At 61.6% G+C, this 16,566-nt stretch carries 11 protein-coding genes; 7 read left to right on the forward strand and 4 right to left on the reverse strand.

The window, feature by feature from the left end:
- The 4 genes from era to parC all read left to right on the forward strand — a co-directional run bounded on the left by era (position 1) and on the right by parC (position 4,606).
- On the forward strand, positions 1 to 936 hold the full coding sequence (gene era, locus E0H22_RS11680) for a GTPase Era (protein ID WP_233025799.1): 936 nt from the start codon (positions 1 to 3) through the stop codon (positions 934 to 936).
- Between the two features lie 16 nt (positions 937 to 952).
- Complete coding sequence (locus E0H22_RS11685; RefSeq protein WP_233025800.1) at positions 953 to 1,357, forward strand: hypothetical protein; 405 nt, start codon at positions 953 to 955, stop codon at positions 1,355 to 1,357.
- 123 nt (positions 1,358 to 1,480) lie between these two features.
- The gene (recO, locus tag E0H22_RS11690; RefSeq protein ID WP_233025801.1) at positions 1,481 to 2,233 is read left to right on the forward strand and encodes a DNA repair protein RecO; all 753 of its coding nucleotides are present in this window, start codon (positions 1,481 to 1,483) and stop codon (positions 2,231 to 2,233) included.
- A gap of 114 nt (positions 2,234 to 2,347) precedes the next feature.
- The gene (parC, locus tag E0H22_RS11695) at positions 2,348 to 4,606 is read left to right on the forward strand and encodes a DNA topoisomerase IV subunit A (protein WP_233025802.1); all 2,259 of its coding nucleotides are present in this window, start codon (positions 2,348 to 2,350) and stop codon (positions 4,604 to 4,606) included.
- Positions 4,607 to 4,883: 277 nt separating this feature from the next.
- Here the strand turns inward: parC and E0H22_RS11700 are convergent, their stop codons facing one another.
- Positions 4,884 to 6,185 (reverse strand): hemolysin family protein, encoded by a 1,302-nt coding sequence (locus E0H22_RS11700; RefSeq protein ID WP_233025803.1) that lies wholly within the window; start codon positions 6,183 to 6,185, stop codon positions 4,884 to 4,886.
- Positions 6,186 to 6,483: 298 nt separating this feature from the next.
- Between E0H22_RS11700 and E0H22_RS11705 the strand changes: the two genes are divergently transcribed.
- From E0H22_RS11705 to E0H22_RS11715, 3 genes are all read left to right on the forward strand, one after another.
- Complete coding sequence (locus tag E0H22_RS11705) at positions 6,484 to 7,653, forward strand: efflux RND transporter periplasmic adaptor subunit (protein WP_430715248.1); 1,170 nt, start codon at positions 6,484 to 6,486, stop codon at positions 7,651 to 7,653.
- Complete coding sequence (locus tag E0H22_RS11710) at positions 7,650 to 10,817, forward strand: efflux RND transporter permease subunit (protein ID WP_233025804.1); 3,168 nt, start codon at positions 7,650 to 7,652, stop codon at positions 10,815 to 10,817. The genes E0H22_RS11705 and E0H22_RS11710 overlap by 4 nt, the downstream gene beginning before the upstream one ends.
- Positions 10,818 to 11,236: 419 nt before the next feature.
- Positions 11,237 to 12,499 (forward strand): adenylate/guanylate cyclase domain-containing protein, encoded by a 1,263-nt coding sequence (locus E0H22_RS11715; protein WP_233025805.1) that lies wholly within the window; start codon positions 11,237 to 11,239, stop codon positions 12,497 to 12,499.
- Positions 12,500 to 12,614: 115 nt separating this feature from the next.
- Here E0H22_RS11715 and E0H22_RS11720 read toward each other — a convergent pair whose 3' ends face one another.
- The 3 genes from E0H22_RS11720 to E0H22_RS11730 all read right to left on the reverse strand — a co-directional run bounded on the left by E0H22_RS11720 (position 12,615) and on the right by E0H22_RS11730 (position 16,483).
- The gene (locus tag E0H22_RS11720) at positions 12,615 to 13,838 is read right to left on the reverse strand and encodes a multidrug effflux MFS transporter (protein WP_233025806.1); all 1,224 of its coding nucleotides are present in this window, start codon (positions 13,836 to 13,838) and stop codon (positions 12,615 to 12,617) included.
- Positions 13,839 to 13,964: 126 nt separating this feature from the next.
- Positions 13,965 to 15,821 (reverse strand): TRAP transporter large permease, encoded by a 1,857-nt coding sequence (locus E0H22_RS11725; protein WP_233025807.1) that lies wholly within the window; start codon positions 15,819 to 15,821, stop codon positions 13,965 to 13,967.
- On the reverse strand, positions 15,818 to 16,483 hold the full coding sequence (locus E0H22_RS11730) for a TRAP transporter small permease subunit (RefSeq protein WP_233025808.1): 666 nt from the start codon (positions 16,481 to 16,483) through the stop codon (positions 15,818 to 15,820). The genes E0H22_RS11725 and E0H22_RS11730 overlap by 4 nt, the downstream gene beginning before the upstream one ends.
- Positions 16,484 to 16,566 lie beyond the last annotated feature (83 nt).

The following is a 16,566-nucleotide window of genomic DNA, read 5'->3' on the forward strand; positions in this document are numbered from 1 at the left end:
TTGAACGACGACATTGACCACACCGCCGAAGGCGCCCCGCAGAACACCCGCTGCGGTTTCGTTGCGCTGATCGGTGCGCCCAATGTCGGCAAGTCGACGCTCGTGAACGCGCTGGTGGGCTCCAAGGTCACCATCGTCTCGCGAAAGGTGCAAACGACGCGCGCACTGATCCGCGGGATCGTCATCGAGGATCATTCGCAAATCATTCTGGTCGATACGCCCGGCATTTTCCTGCCGAAACGCCGACTCGACCGCGCGATGGTGAAAACCGCCTGGAGCGGCGCCCATGACGCCGATCTCGTCTGCGTGCTGCTCGACGCGAAGGCGGGCATCAATGAACAGGCCGAGGCGATCTTCAACCAGCTCGGCAATGTCAATCATCCCAAGATTCTGGTGATCAACAAGGTCGATATCGTTTCCAAGGAACGGTTGCTGAAGCTGGCGCAGGATGCCAATGAGCGGCTGAAGTTCGAAGACATCTTCATGATCTCGGCGATGACCGGCGACGGCGTTGACGACCTGCGTCGCCGGCTCGCGGCCGACGTGCCGGAAGGTCCATATCATTATCCCGAAGACCAGATGTCGGACGCGCCGCTGCGGCATCTGGCGGCGGAGATCACCCGCGAAAAAATCTTCCGTCAGCTACATCAGGAGCTGCCCTATCAGTCGACGGTGGAGACCGACAGCTGGCAGGAGCGCAAGGACAATTCCGTGCGCATCGAGCAGACGATCTTCGTCGAGCGCGAGAGCCAGCGCAAGATCGTGCTCGGCAAGGGCGGCGCGACGATCAAGCAGATCGGCGCCGATGCACGCCGCGAGCTCACCGAGATCGTCGGCTTTCCCGTGCATCTGTTTTTGTTCGTGAAGGTGCGCGAGAACTGGGGCGACGATCCCAACCGTTATCGCGAAATGGGCCTCGAATTCCCGCAGGAATGAAGCTGGGACCGATCAAGTGAGTTCAGCCGTGACCGCTCCCGCCGATCTGCCGAAGAACGTTTTTTATTTCGAAGTGCTGCTTTACGTGTCGCTGATCCTGGACAGCGTATCGATCGCCTTCCAGGATCGTACGGCCGATGCCAGTCTGTCCGAGGGCACGATTGCCGTGGCGACGTTTGTCGCCGCCTGCATGCTGCTGTTCTTCGTCTATCTGGTCTGGCTGGCAGCCTATCGGCGCAAGAGCTGGCCGCGCTGGGTGCTGCTGGTGTCGCTGGGGTTCTCGGCGCTGTCGCTGCTCCAGGTGCTTGGCGTCTACGGCCTGCAATTCGACAGCGCCATCGAGATCGTGTCCTGCATTCTGACCGGGCTTGGACTCTATTGCGCCTTCTCCGGCGACGCGCGGGAGTGGTTCAGGGGGTGATCTGTAGGTTGGGTAGAGCGCAGGTGCGCGGCGCCGGAGCGAAACCCATCAGCCCGTCGTTGCGGCAAGCTCCGCCGATGGGTTTCGCTTCGCTCTACCCATCCTACGAACTATAATCCCCCCATGGAATGGACCGACGAAGGCATCATCCTCGGCGTGCGGCGGCATGGCGAATCCGGCGCCATCGTCGAACTGATGACGCGTAGCCATGGCCGCCATCTCGGCCTCGTGCGTGGCGGCGCCGGTGCACGGATGCGGCCCGTTTTGCAGCCCGGCAACAGCGTGCAGGCGATCTGGCGCGCGCGGCTCGACGAACAGCTCGGCTACTACCTGCTCGACGGCACCAGATTACGCGCCGCAACGCTGCTGGGCGTGTCGCATGCGGCTTACGGCGTCACACATCTGGCAGCGGTAGCCCGGCTGTTGCCGGAGCGTGACCCGCATGACGAGATCTTCGCCATGCTCGAAGCCATTCTCGACGACTTCGATCATCCAGCGGTCGCGGCAATCCATACGATCCGTTTCGAACTCGCAATGCTTGCCGAACTCGGTGTCGGCCTTGATCTCGAAAACTGTGCCGCCACAGGCGCGACCACGGACCTGATCTATGTCTCACCGAAATCCGGCAACGCCGTTTCGCGTGCGGCCGGTGAACCATGGCGCGACAAACTCCTGCGCCTTCCGCCTTTCATGCGCGAGGGCGAGGAAGGTGAGGGCAGCCTGACCGACCGAGACCTGCAGGACGGCTTCGAAATTACCGGACGCTTTCTGCTCCGAAACGTGCTGGAACCTCGCGGCCAGCGCCACTCCGATGCACGGGCCGGTTTTATCGGGGCTGTGATGCGCCAAATCGTAGGGCGGATGAGCGAAGCGTAGTCCGCCGGCCAAGCTCATGGTTGAAACTCCGCGGCGAATTGCGCTTTTGGCTACCCGCGGGCTGCTGTTGATTCATTTCTTGCCCGATTCGCTGTCCCGCGCTAATGCCCCGCCATGGGAAAAAGACTGATTCCGCCTGAGCCGTCCGAGCCTCAACTGGTGCAATTGCGCGATGCGCTCGAGGAGCGCTATCTCGCTTATGCGCTCTCCACCATCATGCATCGCGCGCTGCCCGATGCGCGGGACGGCCTGAAGCCGGTTCATCGCCGCATCCTCTATGGCATGCGCCTGCTTAGGCTCGACCCCGGCACGCCATTCAAGAAATCCGCCAAAATCGTCGGCGACGTGATGGGCTCGTTCCATCCGCATGGCGACCAAGCGATCTATGACGCCATGGTCCGCCTCGCGCAGGATTTCTCCTCGCGTTACCCGCTGGTCGATGGCCAGGGCAATTTCGGCAATATCGACGGCGATAATCCCGCCGCCTATCGTTACACCGAAGCCCGCATGACCGATGTCGCGCGGCTCTTGCTCGAGGGCATCGACGAGGACGCGGTCGAGTTTCGTCCGAACTATGACGGCCAGTCGAAGGAGCCCTCGGTCATGCCGGGTGGCTTCCCGAACCTGCTCGCCAACGGCGCGCAGGGCATCGCCGTCGGCATGGCCACCGCGATTCCACCGCACAACGCTGCCGAACTCTGCGATGCCGCGCTGCATTTGATCGAGAAGCCGGACGCCAAGTCGAAGTCGCTGCTTCGTTTCGTGAAGGGACCGGATTTTCCCACCGGCGGCATCATCATCGACAGCAAGGAAGCAATCGCCGAGGCCTATACGACCGGCCGTGGCTCGTTCCGCACCCGCGCGAAGTGGTCGGTGGAAGAGGGGGCCCGTGGCGCCTGGACCATCGTGGTGACGGAAATCCCCTGGCTGGTGCAGAAGTCGCGCCTGATCGAGAAGATCGCCGAACTGCTCAACGACAAGAAGCTGCCGCTGGTCGGCGACATCCGCGACGAATCAGCAGAGGACATCCGCGTCGTCATCGAGCCGAAGACGCGCAATGTCGATGCCGGCCTCGTCATGGAGTCGCTGTTCAAGCTTACCGAGCTCGAAAGCAAGATTCCGCTCAACCTGAACGTATTGGTGAAGGGCCGTATTCCAAAGGTACTCGGCCTCGCCGAATGCCTGCGCGAATGGCTCGATCATCTGCGCGAAGTGCTGTTGCGCCGTTCGCAACATCGCAAGGGCCAGATCGAGCATCGCCTCGAAGTACTCGGCGGCTACCTGATCGCCTATCTCAACATCGACGAGGTCATCCGCATCATCCGTACCGAGGATGAGCCGAAGCCGGTGTTGATGAAGACCTTCAGCCTCACCGAGCTACAGGCGGAGTCGATCCTGAACATGCGCCTGCGCTCGTTGCGCAAGCTCGAAGAGTTCGAGATCAAGAAGGAAGACAAGGAACTGCGCGCCGAGCTGAAGGGGATCAACGAGATCCTCGGTTCGGAAGCCGTGCAGTGGAGCAAGGTCGGCGAGCAGGTGCGCAAGGTGCGCGACATGTTCGGCCCGAAGACACCGCTCGGCAAGCGCCGCACAGTGTTTGCAGATGCGCCGGAGCACGATCTCGCCGCGCTCGAGGAGTCGCTGGTCGAGCGCGAGCCCGTCACGGTCGTGATCTCCGAAAAGGGCTGGGTGCGGACGCTCAAGGGGCAGGTGGCGGATCTGTCGAACCTGACCTTCAAGCAGGACGACAAGCTCGGCCAGTCCTTCTTCGCCGAGACTACCTCGAAGCTGATGCTGCTCGCCACCAATGGGCGCTTTTACACGCTCGATGTGGCGAAGCTGCCCGGTGGCCGCGGTCATGGCGAGCCGATCCGCCTGTTCATCGACATGGAAGGCGATGCTGCTATCGTTTCGGTGTTCGTGCACAAGGGAGGCCGCAAGTTCCTGATCGCCAGCCATGACGGCCAGGGCTTTGTGGTCGGTGAGGACGATTGCGTCAGCGCGACGCGTAAGGGCAAGCAGATCATCAATGTCGACATGCCGAACGAGGCACGCGCCCTGACGCTGGTGGAAGAGGGCGCCGATCAGGTCGCCGTCATCGGCACCAACCACAAGATGGTGATCTTCCCGCTCAGCGAAGTGCCGGAAATGTCGAAGGGCAAAGGTGTGCGGCTGCAGAAATACACCAGTGCCGCGCTCTCGGACGTTGCCGTGTTCAACGCCAAGGCGGGTCTGACATGGCGCGACTCGTCGGGCCGCGAACGCTCGATGACCTGGAAGGAGCTGTCGGATTGGCGCGGCAACCGCGCTGATGCGGGCCGGCAGGCAACGGGTTTGCCGTCGTCCAACAAGTTCAACAAGCCGATCGAGTAATTGGTTGGCTTGTGCCGCAAACGCGCCTCCTCATCCTGAGAGCCTGACTGGAAATGCGGTCTGTCGTTTGGCGCTGCTGGTCGCCCAGACGGAGCACAATCGACTCTGTCCCTCCCGCCTGAACGCAGTTGCGTTCAGGCTGTGGTGAGGAGGCGCGCAGCGCCGTCTCGAACCATGACCTCGCCTGACTCGGAGGATGGTCGCGCACTCCGAGTCAGGCCATCTCATGGTTTGAGACGCGCGCAAAAGCGCGCTCCTCACCATGAGGGGGCGGAGACTAGCCCGTCTCTTCCTCGACCATTGGCGTTGCCAGCACCTTGTCGATGCGCCGGCCGTCGAGATCCATCACTTCGAACGTCCAGCCATGCGAGATGATGGTGTCGCCGACATCGGGAATACGGCCGAACTCGTAGAGCAGGAAACCCGCAAAGGTCTGATACGGTCGCGAGCCCTGCGGTGACTCGATCCCGAGCAGCGACATGAATTCCAGCGCCGGCATCCAGCCTGAGATCAGATAGGAGCCATCATCGCGCTTGTGAAAGGCGAGCTCGGCCGGACCTTCTTCGGTGTGGAAGGCGCCGACGATCGCTTCGAGGATATCCGCCGACGTCACGACGCCCTGGAAGGTGCCGTATTCGTCGTGGACGAGACCCATATGCACAGCCGACTCTCGCAGAATCCGCACGACATCGCGTGCATCCAGCGTATCGGGGATAACAGGCGCCTCGCGCACCAGCGCGCGGAAGTCCGGGGTGTGACCCGCAAGATAGGCGCCAAGCAGGTCCTTGGCCTGGATGATGCCGATGGCGGAATCCAGATTGCCGTCGAACACCGCAAAGCGGGAATGCGAGGAGCCGACGATCTCGGCGTGAATGTCTTCGATGGAATCCGCGAGATCGATCATCGCCACTTCATGGCGTGGCGTCATCACGGCGCCGACGGGCAGGTCGCCGAGCCGCATCACGCCAGCGATCATTTCCTTCTCGCCCGGTTCGAGCACGCCCGCTGTTTCCGCTTCGGTCACCAGCGTATGAATCTCGGCTTCGCTGATCTTGTCCTCGGCACCGCCGCGCTGGCCGAGCACGAACAGGATTGCCTTGCCTGAACGATCCAGCAGCCACACCAGCGGGAGCGAGATCTTTGCGAGCATCACCATCGCCGGCGCGACGCGCACAGCCACGGTTTCCGGATCGCGCAAGGCGATCTGCTTGGGCACCAGCTCGCCGATGATCAAGGAGGCATAGGTGATGGTGGTGACGACAAGACCGACGCCGAGCGTGTCGGCAAGGCCCTTCGACAGGCCGAGATCGAGCAGCTCACTCGACAGTCGCTGACCGAGCGTCGCGCCGGAGAAGGCACCCGACAGCACGCCGATCAGCGTGATGCCGATCTGCACGGTGGAGAGAAACTTGCCGGGGTCGGATGCCAGCGCCAGGGCGCGGCGCGCACCTGTGACGCCCTTTTCGACAAGCCCTGCGAGGCGGGCAGGACGGGACGATACGATCGCCAGCTCGGACATTGCGAGCAGGCCATTGAGGACGATCAGGACCGCGACGATCCCGAGTTCGAGCGATAACACAGTGGTTCCTTCTGATGATGAAGCCGAAAATATAGGCGATCGTCGGCGGCATCGCTATGGGGGGCCCATGCCGCGCGCCCGGAATGCCAGGCACTGCCGGGGCGCCATGCAGGCGAGATGACAAAGAGAGGATTTCCCCTCAAACTTTCGTGCTTTTGCAGCATATTGCGCACTGCGGCGTAAGCGCCCATCTGCAGCGTTCCAAACCGGTTGCGCCGCGCGGTTGCAAAAATTTCGACGCATCGCAATTTTCATGTACGATTGCCTCCGGTCAGTCGGCTTGCTGGGGGCATTTGTCTTGATTTGCTTCAGATCGATCTTTCCCGCCGCCTTCGTCGCTCTTGCCGTGCTGCTCGCCGGCTGCGACCGGAAGCCGGAAGCGGCCGGACCGCCACCTCCGCCCGTGACGGTCGCCAATCCGCTCAAGAAGATGACCACCGACTGGGACGAGTTCACCGGCCGCTTCGATGCCATCGATCAGGTGCAGATCCGTGCCCGTGTTACTGGCTTCGTCACCAAGGTGACTTTCGTAGACGGCGCGGTGGTAAAGGCGGGCGATGTCCTCTACGAAATCGATCCGCGCCAGTATGAAGCCGCGGCCGAGCAGGCCCAGGGCCAACTGGACGATGCCAGGGCGAAGGTCGATCTCGCGCAGAAAGAGCTCGAACGCGCCACCACGCTGATCAAGACGCAGGCCATCTCCGAGAATATCGTCGATCAGCGCAACCAGGCGCTGGCCGCAGCGCAGGCCTCGGTGCTTGTTGCCGAAGGCGCCCTGAAGCTGGCAAAGCTCAATCTCGAATATACCAAGGTCGTTGCGCCCATCGATGGCCGCGTGAGCCGCCATCTCGTCAGCATCGGCAATCTCGTCAACGGCAGCGACAGCGGTGCAACGCTGCTTACGACGATCGTGTCGATGACGCCGATCTATCTGTATTTCGACATGGACGAGTCCATCTATCAGCGCAACAGCCGCCTGTGGTTCGAAGGCAAACGACCGAGCTCGCGCGATACGCCCAATCCCGTGCAGATCACCCTGACCGGCGATACCAGGCCGACGAAGGAGGGGAAGATGGACTTCCTCGACAACCGGCTCGATATCGGCACCGGCACATTGCGGGGCCGCGCCGTCGTCGACAATCACGACCTGTCGATCCTGCCGGGCCAGTTCGCACGACTGCGGGTTATTGCCAGCGGCGAATATGAAGCGCTGCTGATCCCGGACACAGCAGTCGCCACCGATCAATCGCGAAAAATCGTGATGGTGGTGAAGCCCGACGATACGGTCGAGGCGAGGCCCGTGACGCTCGGCCCGCTCGATGATGGCCTGCGGGTGATCCGCGAAGGTCTCAAACAGGACGATCGCGTCATCATCGACGGCCTGCAGCGCGCCCGTGTCGGTGCGAAGGTGACGCCAAAGGCGGGTGAAGTGAAGTCCGTAACTGCCGTAGGCGGCGCCAAGCCATGAATCTCGGCAGCCTTTCCGTCAATCGTCCGATCCTCGCGATGGTCATGTCCATCGTGCTGATCATCGTCGGCGCCATCGCCTATACCACGCTTCCGGTGTCCGAATATCCCGAGGTGGCGCCGCCGACCGTCGTAATCACGACGCAATATCCCGGCGCCTCCGCGCAGACCGTGTCGGAGACGGTGGCGACGCCGATCGAGCAGGAGATCAACGGCGTCGAGGACATGCTGTATCTCTACAGCCAGGCGACCTCGAACGGCCAGCTCAACATCACCGTCACCTTCAAGCTCGGTACCGATCTCGACAAGGCGCAGGTGCTGGTTCAGAACCGCGTCGCCATCGCGCAACCGCGTCTGCCCGAGGAAGTCCAGCGCAACGGCGTCGTCACCCGCAAGAATTCACCCGACCTGATGATGGTCGTATTCATGCTGTCGCCTGACGACACCTACGATCAGCTCTATATTTCCAACTATGCGCTGCGCAATGTGCGCGACCAGTTGCTGCGTCTCGATGGTGTCGGCGACATTCAGATTTTTGGTGCGCGCGATTACTCGATGCGTCTTTGGCTGGACCCAGACAAGATCGCCAGTCTCGGAATGACGGCCGGCGACGTTATCGCCGCCATCCGTGCTCAAAATATCCAGATCGCCGGCGGTCAGATCGCGGAGCCGCCAATTTCCGATCGCGCCTTTTCGCCGAACCTGACCTTCACCGGTCGCCTCAAGGATCAGGCGGAATTCGGCAACATCGTCATCAAGGCTGGCAGCGACGGCCGCACCGTGCGGCTGAAAGATGTCGCGCGGATCGAGCTTGGCGCACTGTCCTACACGACCAACAGTTTTCTGCTGAAGAAGCCGGCGGTGGCGCTCGCGATCTCTCAACGGCCGGGTTCGAATGCGTTATCCACGGCAGAAGCGATCGCCAAGACCATGGCGAAGCTCAAGACCGAGTTTCCCAAGGGGCTCGAATATAATATCGGCTACAATCCGACCGAATTCATCGCGCAGTCGGTGCATGAGCTGATCAAGACGATCTATGAGGCGATGGTGCTGGTCGTGATCGTCGTGCTCGTTTTTCTACAAGGCTGGCGGCCAGCGATCATCCCCATCATGGCGATCCCGGTATCGCTGGTCGGCACTTTCGCCATCATGGCGGCGCTCGGTTTCTCGATCAACAATCTCACTCTGTTCGGTCTCGTGCTGGCGGTTGGCATCGTGGTCGATGATGCCATCGTGGTGGTCGAGAATGTCGAGCGGCATCTGGCCGAGGGAAAGACACGGCGCGAGGCGGCGCTGTTGACCATGACCGAGGTCGGAGGCGCGCTGATCTCGATCGCGCTGGTGCTGTGTGCGGTGTTCGTGCCGACGGCCTTTATCGGCGGCATTTCCGGGCAGTTCTTCCAGCAATTTGCCGTCACCATCGCGGTGGCCACGGCGATCTCCTGTTTCTGTTCGCTGACGTTGTCGCCGGCATTGGCCTCGATGATTCTCGAGCAGCATCATGAGAAGAAGCCGCCTGCGAGCTGGAATGTGGTGGCGCGCGGCTGGAACGCGTTCACGGGTGTCTTCAATCGCGGCTTCGACCGGTTGTCGCATGCCTATGGCACTGCGGCCGGGTTTGTCATCCATCACCTCGCGCTGATGCTGGTCGTCTATGCGGCCTTGATTGGCACCGCCGGCTGGCTGCTTTATGCGACGCCGCAGGGCTTCATTCCCGCGCAGGATCGCGGTTATGTCATCGTTGTCGTGCAACTGCCCGGTGCGTCGTCGCTGGCGCGAACGACCGAAGTGGTGCGCGAGATTGAGCGCATCGCACTTGATGTGCCCGGAGTCGTTCGCGTGCCGTCTTTTGCCGGCTTCAACGGCGCGACGCGCACGCAGGCCTCCAATGCTGCGGCACTGTTCCCCGTTTTTGCCGATGCGGAGGAGCGTGCCAAGCAAGGACACACGGCAACGCAAATCACCGCCGAATTGCGCAAACGGCTGGCAACGATCGAAGGTGCGCTGGTGATCGTGGTGCCGCCGCCCGCGGTATCCGGTATCGGCACCGGCGGCGGTTTCGCCATGCGTATTCTGGACAATCAGGGCCGGGGTCCCGACCTGCTCGAAAAAGCGACGGACGAGCTGGTCAATGCCGCACGCCGAGCGCCCGGCCTGACATCCGTGTTCTCGCCATTTACCGCCAACACGCCGCAGGTCTTTGTCGATATCGATCGCCAGAAGGCGCAGATGCTGAATGTGCCGATCACCAATGTCAACGACGCGATCCAGGTCTATTTCGGCTCCGCCTATGTCAACGACTTCAACATTCTTGGCCGCACCTATCATGTCACCGCGCAGGCGGATCTTCCGTTCCGGAAGGAACGGTCCGATCTCGCGCGGTTGCAGACCCGGAATGCCGACGGAAATATGGTGCTGCTGGGCAGCGTCGTGAACTTCAAGGACATGGCTGGGCCGGATCGCGTGCCGCGCTACAATCTCTATCCTGCCGCCGAACTTCAGGGGGATACGTTGCCCGGTGTCAGCTCGACGACCGCGTTGAACACCATGAAGAAGTTGGCGGATGACACGCTGCCGAGCGGCTTCTCCTTCGAATGGACGGATCTGTCCTATCAGCAGGTCACCGCCGGCAATGCCGGACTTTATGTCTTTCCGATCTGCGTGTTGTTCGTCTATCTCGTGCTGGCCGCGCAATATGGCAGCTGGTCGCTGCCTTTCGCGGTCATTCTGATCGTGCCGATGTGTCTGTTTGCGGCGACGATTGGCGTGCGTATCATGGGGCAGGACATCAATATCCTCACCCAGATCGGTTTCGTCGTGCTGGTCGGCCTTGCGGCGAAGAACGCCATCCTGATCGTCGAATTCGCCCGCGACATCGAGCAGGAGGGCCGCGATCAGCTCGAGGCCGTGATCGAAGCCTGCCGGCTGCGTATCCGCCCGATCCTGATGACGTCATTCGCCTTCATCCTGGGCGTGCTGCCGCTGGTGATCTCGTCGGGTTCAGGCTCGGAAATGCGGCAGGCTGTCGGTGTCGCCGTGTTCTTCGGGATGATCGGCGTGACGATCTTTGGTCTCATCTTTACACCGATCTTCTACATCCTGATCCGCCGCCTGTTTCCGGGATCGGTGGTGATTGTGCAAAAGGAGCCGGAGGCACAGGCGTGATCGCCTTCACCTCCGACCTCATCCTGAGAGTCTGACTCATAAAGCGATCTGGGGCGCTTTTCGACTGCTTTTGCTAGGGACAATGCAACGTTCAACTCAGTATCTCGCTTCTCCGCCCCTCATCCTGAGGAGCCGCGTAGCGGCGTCTCGAAGGATGGCCGAAGAGCGCCGAGCCAAGCCATCTCATGGTTCGAGACGGCGCTGCGCGCCTCCTCACCATGAGGGACAGAGTCTGTTGCGCTCCGTCTGGGCGACCAGCAGCGCCAAACTACTGACTGCATTTCCAGTCAGACACTGAGGAGCGCGCTCTTGCACGCGTCTCGAAGGATGGGTTTAAGGTACAGCCCTGCACCTCATGGTTCGAGACGGCGCAATTGCGCCTCCTCACCATGAAGTTCGGCATTTCCGGGAATATGTTGATGGACGCTGCCCCCCGCATCGAACTGATGAACTGGCTCACCGGCCAGGGTCTTACCGGCTCGCCTGAAAGCGAACTGATCCGCGGCTTCTGCGAACGCTGCCTTGCCTTGGGGATCGAGCTGTCGCGCGGGCAGGTATTTCTCGACACGCTGCATCCTCTGTTCGAGGGCCGCGGCTTTCGCTGGAGCGACAGGCCGACCAATGAAAGCGAGATGTTCGAATATGGTTCGACGGCGACCGGTGAGGCTGCGGAAGCCTGGCGTCGCTCGGTGTTCTTCCACATGTTGGAAGAAGGGTACGACGAGATGCGTCTCGATCTGTTCGACCCGACCATCGCCGAACGGTTCAATATGATCCAGACCCTGCGCGACAACGGGCACCGGCATGGCGCTGTCTTCGTCCATAGATTCGGCGAACAGGGCTCCATGGGAAACATGGATTGCGTCTATTCGCACTGGACGACCCGCCGTGAAGCCGGTTTCGATGAGGATCAGATGGCAGCGCTGCGCGAGCTCGTCCCTTTGCTCGGCCTGGCGCTCAAAGCCGTGGCACAGATGGAGATCGCCCGGACGCTCGGTCGTGTCTATCTCGGCCGCGACGCTGCCGAGCAGGTGCTGCGGGGCAGGATATCGCGTGGCGTGACCGAACGCATCAAGGCCGTCCTGTGGTTTTCCGACCTGCGCAACTCGACGGGGATTGGCGAGGCCATCGGTCCTGACGAGATCATTCCTTTCTTGAACGACTATGCCGAGGCGTCCATTGACGCGATCCACGAAGCCGGTGGCGATGTGCTGAAGCTGATCGGCGACGGCTTGCTCGCCATGTTCACAGCGGATGATATGGGACAGGCCAAGCGCAATGCGCTGCGTGCGGAACACCAGTTCCGCAAGAACATCGCCGCCCTCAATGCCAAGCGCCGGGCTGCGGAGCGGCCGGTTACGACGGCCTATGTCGGCTTGCACGAAGGCGAGGTGTTCTATGGCAATATCGGCAGTGACGAGCGGCTCGATTTCACTGTGGTGGGACCGGCGGTGAACGAGGTGAGCCGGATCGCGTCCATGTGCTCTTCGGTCGATCGACCGTTGCTGACGTCGTCAGCGTTTCAGACGGGGTTGGATAGCGTCGGCCGCAAATATCTGGTGTCCACCGGCCGCTACGCCTTGCGCGGCATTGGCCGCGCGCAGGATCTCTATACGCTCGATCCGGAGATCGACAGCGACGAGATCATGCGCGGCGGCTACGAGCGTTATCTCGCGCATTAGCGGGATTGCTGGATGGGTCGAGCGGAGCGAAGCCCGTCTTCAAACATTGCGGCAGATTCCGCTGGCGGGTTTCGCTGCGGCGCTTTGCGCCTGTGTTCCACACATCCTGCAAACGTTACGCCGTCATCGCTTTTCCGCGCATCGCATAGAGCAGGATCGCGAGCAGACATCCACCCGTCAGAACGATGCCGAGCGCCAGCAAGGCGTCCGGCACGATGGTTGCGACAAGAAACACCCCGATTGCCGCGCCGGTCATCTGCCAGAAGCCGAGCAGAGCCGAGGCTGCACCCGCATGGGTGCCGAATGGCGACAGCGCCTGTGCGGTGCCGAGCGGATTGACCACGCCCATGCCGAGCAGGAACACGCAGGTTGCCGCGATGAAGGTCGCGACATTGGCATGGACATAGGCGGAGGTGAGAATGGCGATACCCCCAAGACAGGCGATCAGCAGTCCATAGCGGATCGCACGTTCCAGCCCGAAGCGCGGCGCCAGACGCGCTGCCAGCATACCCGATCCAAACACGACCATCACTGTGCCCGCGAAGAACAGCCCGAGCGCGATCGGGGTGAAGCCGTAGCCCTCGATCAGGATGCGCGGCGCAGCGGAGAACATCGAGAATAGGCCGCCCATGATCAGGCCGACCGTCGCGGCCGGAACCAGGAAATGCCGGTTGACCGAGAGCTTGCCATAGGTCATGCCGACAGCGATCGGATTAAGGGGAATACGGGTTGCATTGTGCGTTTCGCCGAGCACAGCGGTGAAAGCGATGGCGGAAAGCAGCGCGAAGGCGCCGACAAAGACGAATTCCGACCGCCAGCCGAAAAAGTGGTCCAGGCCGCCACCGAGTAAAGGCGAGAACCCGGGTGCTGCTGCCTGGGCGATCATGACCAGCGTCAGCACCCGTGCCAGGGCCGCGCCGCTGAACAGGTCGCGCGCGATTGCACGGGACAGAACAGAGGTCGAGCAGGCGCCCACTGCCTGAATGGCACGGCCGATCAGCAGAGAGGTTAGGTCGGTGGACAGCCCGCACCAGATGCTTCCCGCGATAAAGATTGCAAAGCCGGCGAGGACGGGGCTGCGGCGGCCGTAACGATCCGAGATCGGCCCGACAACGAGTTGCCCGAGCGCGAAGACCGCCAGGAAGATCGTGATCGAGGCGGTGACCGCCGGCGTCGTCACCTGCAGCGCGACGGCCATCTGCGGCAGCGACGGCAGCAGGATGTTGGTGGCGAGCGTGCCGACCGAGGCGAGGGCTGCCAACACGGCGATCTGTCCGCCGGTGGAGGATGACTCTCGTGCTGGTGCATCTGCTTGGGCGTCGATGATCTGATCGGTCATATGATGGGTCTCATTCTTAATTGAATGATGTACATCATATAAATCGAGCTGGAAAGAGGCAGCCGCTCGTCGTCTCTCTATGAGGGAGCGGGTCGTCGCACGGCCGGAGCAATGACCGGGGAGGCGTCAGTTCCCGTAGAGGTAATTCGGCAACCAGAGGGTCAGGCCGGGCCACAGATACATCAGCACCATGCAGATGATGACGATCGCCATATAAGGCATCATGCCGCCGAAGATCTGGTTCAGCGTCACATGTTTCGGCGCCACGCCCTTGAGATAGAAGGCGGACATGGCGACCGGCGGCGACAGGAACGCGGCCTGCAGGTTCACGAAGACCAGCACGCCCCACAGGATTGGGTCGATGCCGAAATGTTTGAGCATGGGCAAAAAGATCGGCACGAAGATCACGATGATCTCGGTCCATTCCAGCGGCCAGCCGAGAATGAAGATGATCGCCTGGGACAGGATCATGAACTGTAGCGGGGTGAGATTCAACGACAGCACCCAGCTTTCCAGCAGCGCCTGGCCGCCAAGAATGGCGAACACGGCAGAAAACAGCGCCGATCCGACGAACAGCCAGCACACCATGGAAGTGGTCTTGGCCGTCAGGAAGACTGCCTCCTTGGTGCGCTTCCAGTCCAGCGTGCGTGCCTGGAAGGCGAGCAGGAATGCGCCAGCCGCACCGACCGCTGCGGACTCTGTCGCCGTGGTAATGCCAAGCAAGATCACCACGAGCACGACCGCGGTGAGGATTCCCAGCGGCATCACCGAGGACGTCAGCAGCCGCAGCACCTCGAATTGCTCGGCGCCCATGGTCCAATAGTAATAGAACAGCAGTAGCGCGATGATCGCCACGATGAAAGCGAAGTAGGTGTAGAACTCGGGTGCCGGCCCGACATAGGCGGGCGAGTTGCTCGTCTGCAGCTCGGCATTTCCCATCTGCTGCAGCGTTTCCGGCTCGCTTTCCTGTGCGGAGCCGGATTGCGCAGCGCCGAGTTCTTCGAGTTTTTCCTCGGCCGGATCTTGCTTGCTTGCATCACCGGTCTGTACGCGCTCGGTGATGGCGGCGGGGGCGGGCGTATCGGGTTGCGGGTGGATGACTACATACCACCATGCCGCCCACAGCGTAGACAGTGCAAGGATCAGCGGAACCAACGCAAAGCCGAGATTTTTCAGGATTGTCCCGTAACCGATCCGGGCGCCGTCCATGGTCAACGACATGGCGCGGGACGGAGCCACGGCCGCAGTCAGCAGGGCCGGTAGCATCCGGTGTGAATAGGCCTGCTGCAATTGCCCAATCCACGGGCGCACCGGCACGCGCGTCTCGCTCTCGGCGAGCTTTGGCGCGATCTTCGGATTGAGCAGCGCCCAGCCGATGACGTAGACGAGATAGAGGAATGCGAGGAAGAATCCCGGAAACATCGCGGCCGCATAGAGCTTCACCACCGATTGCCCGGCGACGGCCGCATAGACGATGATCATCACCGAAGGCGGAATCAGGATGCCGAGGGTGCCGCCGGCCGTGATCACGCCCGAGGCGAGCTTCACGTCGTAGCCGGCCTTCAGCATCGGATTGAAGGCAATCACGCCCATCAGCACCACCACGGCGCCGACAAGGCCGGACGCGATGCCCCAGAAGGTGCAGACGATCAGTGTCGCTACGGCGAGCGAGGCAGGCACGCGACGGAAGGCGAGCTGGATCGAATAGAACATCTTGTCGACCAGCGCGCCGCGCTCCATCACATATCCCATCAGTACGAAGAGGGGGATGGAGATCAGAACGTCATTGGTCATGGCCCCATAAGTGCGCTGGACCATCAGGTCGAAGATGTGATTGTCGGTCCAGGCTTCTCCGGCTCGATAATAAGCCACGAAGCCGAAGAACATGCCGAGACCCATCAGCGTGAACGCTGTTGGGAAGCCCAGCATGATCACGACGACGATGAGACCGAGCATCAACAAGCCGAGGGCGGGGTCGCTCACTTGTGCATCTCTCCCATGCCGCGCTGGCGCGCGCTTTCCTCGATGTCCTGCGCATGCGCGATGGCATTGCGGCGGGTTTCCTCGTCGACATGTTCGGACAGCGCCAATTGCTCCTCGACCACATCGATCTCGGAGACATCCTTGAGGCGGCGCGGCCACACGCCGGTTCTGAGACAGATCGCCGCGCGCGCAATCTCCGCACAGCCCTGCAGCAGCAATAGTGCCCCGGCGAGAGGGATCATCGCCTTGAAATGGTAGACTGGCGGACCATCGGCGGTGACGTTGGAATGTTCACGGATGCGCCAGCTGTCGGCCGCGTAATCCCAGCCCGCATAAACGAGTGCGGCTATCCCCGGCAGAAAAAATACGATGTAGAGTACGAGATCGAGCGAAGCCTGCGTGCGGGGCTTCATCGATGAATAGAGAAAGTCGCCGCGGACATGCCCGTTCTGCGCCAGCGTATAGGCGCCGCACAGCATGAACAGTGTGCCGTAGAGCATGTTGGAGGCGTCGAAGATCCATGCCGTCGGCATGTTCAGCATATAACGCTTGAACACTTCGGCGCAGACGAGACCCATCAACCCCAGAATGAGCCAGGCCGCAGCCTTGCCGGCGAAAGTGCTGATACCATCGATGGAGTGCAGGAAACGCTCGGCGGTCATTGCATGGTGGCCAGTCTACGGGGACACGGGTGGTGGGAGATCGGCGAGTTCAGACAACAGCAAAGCATCATCCGGAAAGCGAT

The organism is Rhodopseudomonas boonkerdii, from assembly GCF_021184025.1.
GTDB lineage: Bacteria > Pseudomonadota > Alphaproteobacteria > Rhizobiales > Xanthobacteraceae > Tardiphaga > Tardiphaga boonkerdii.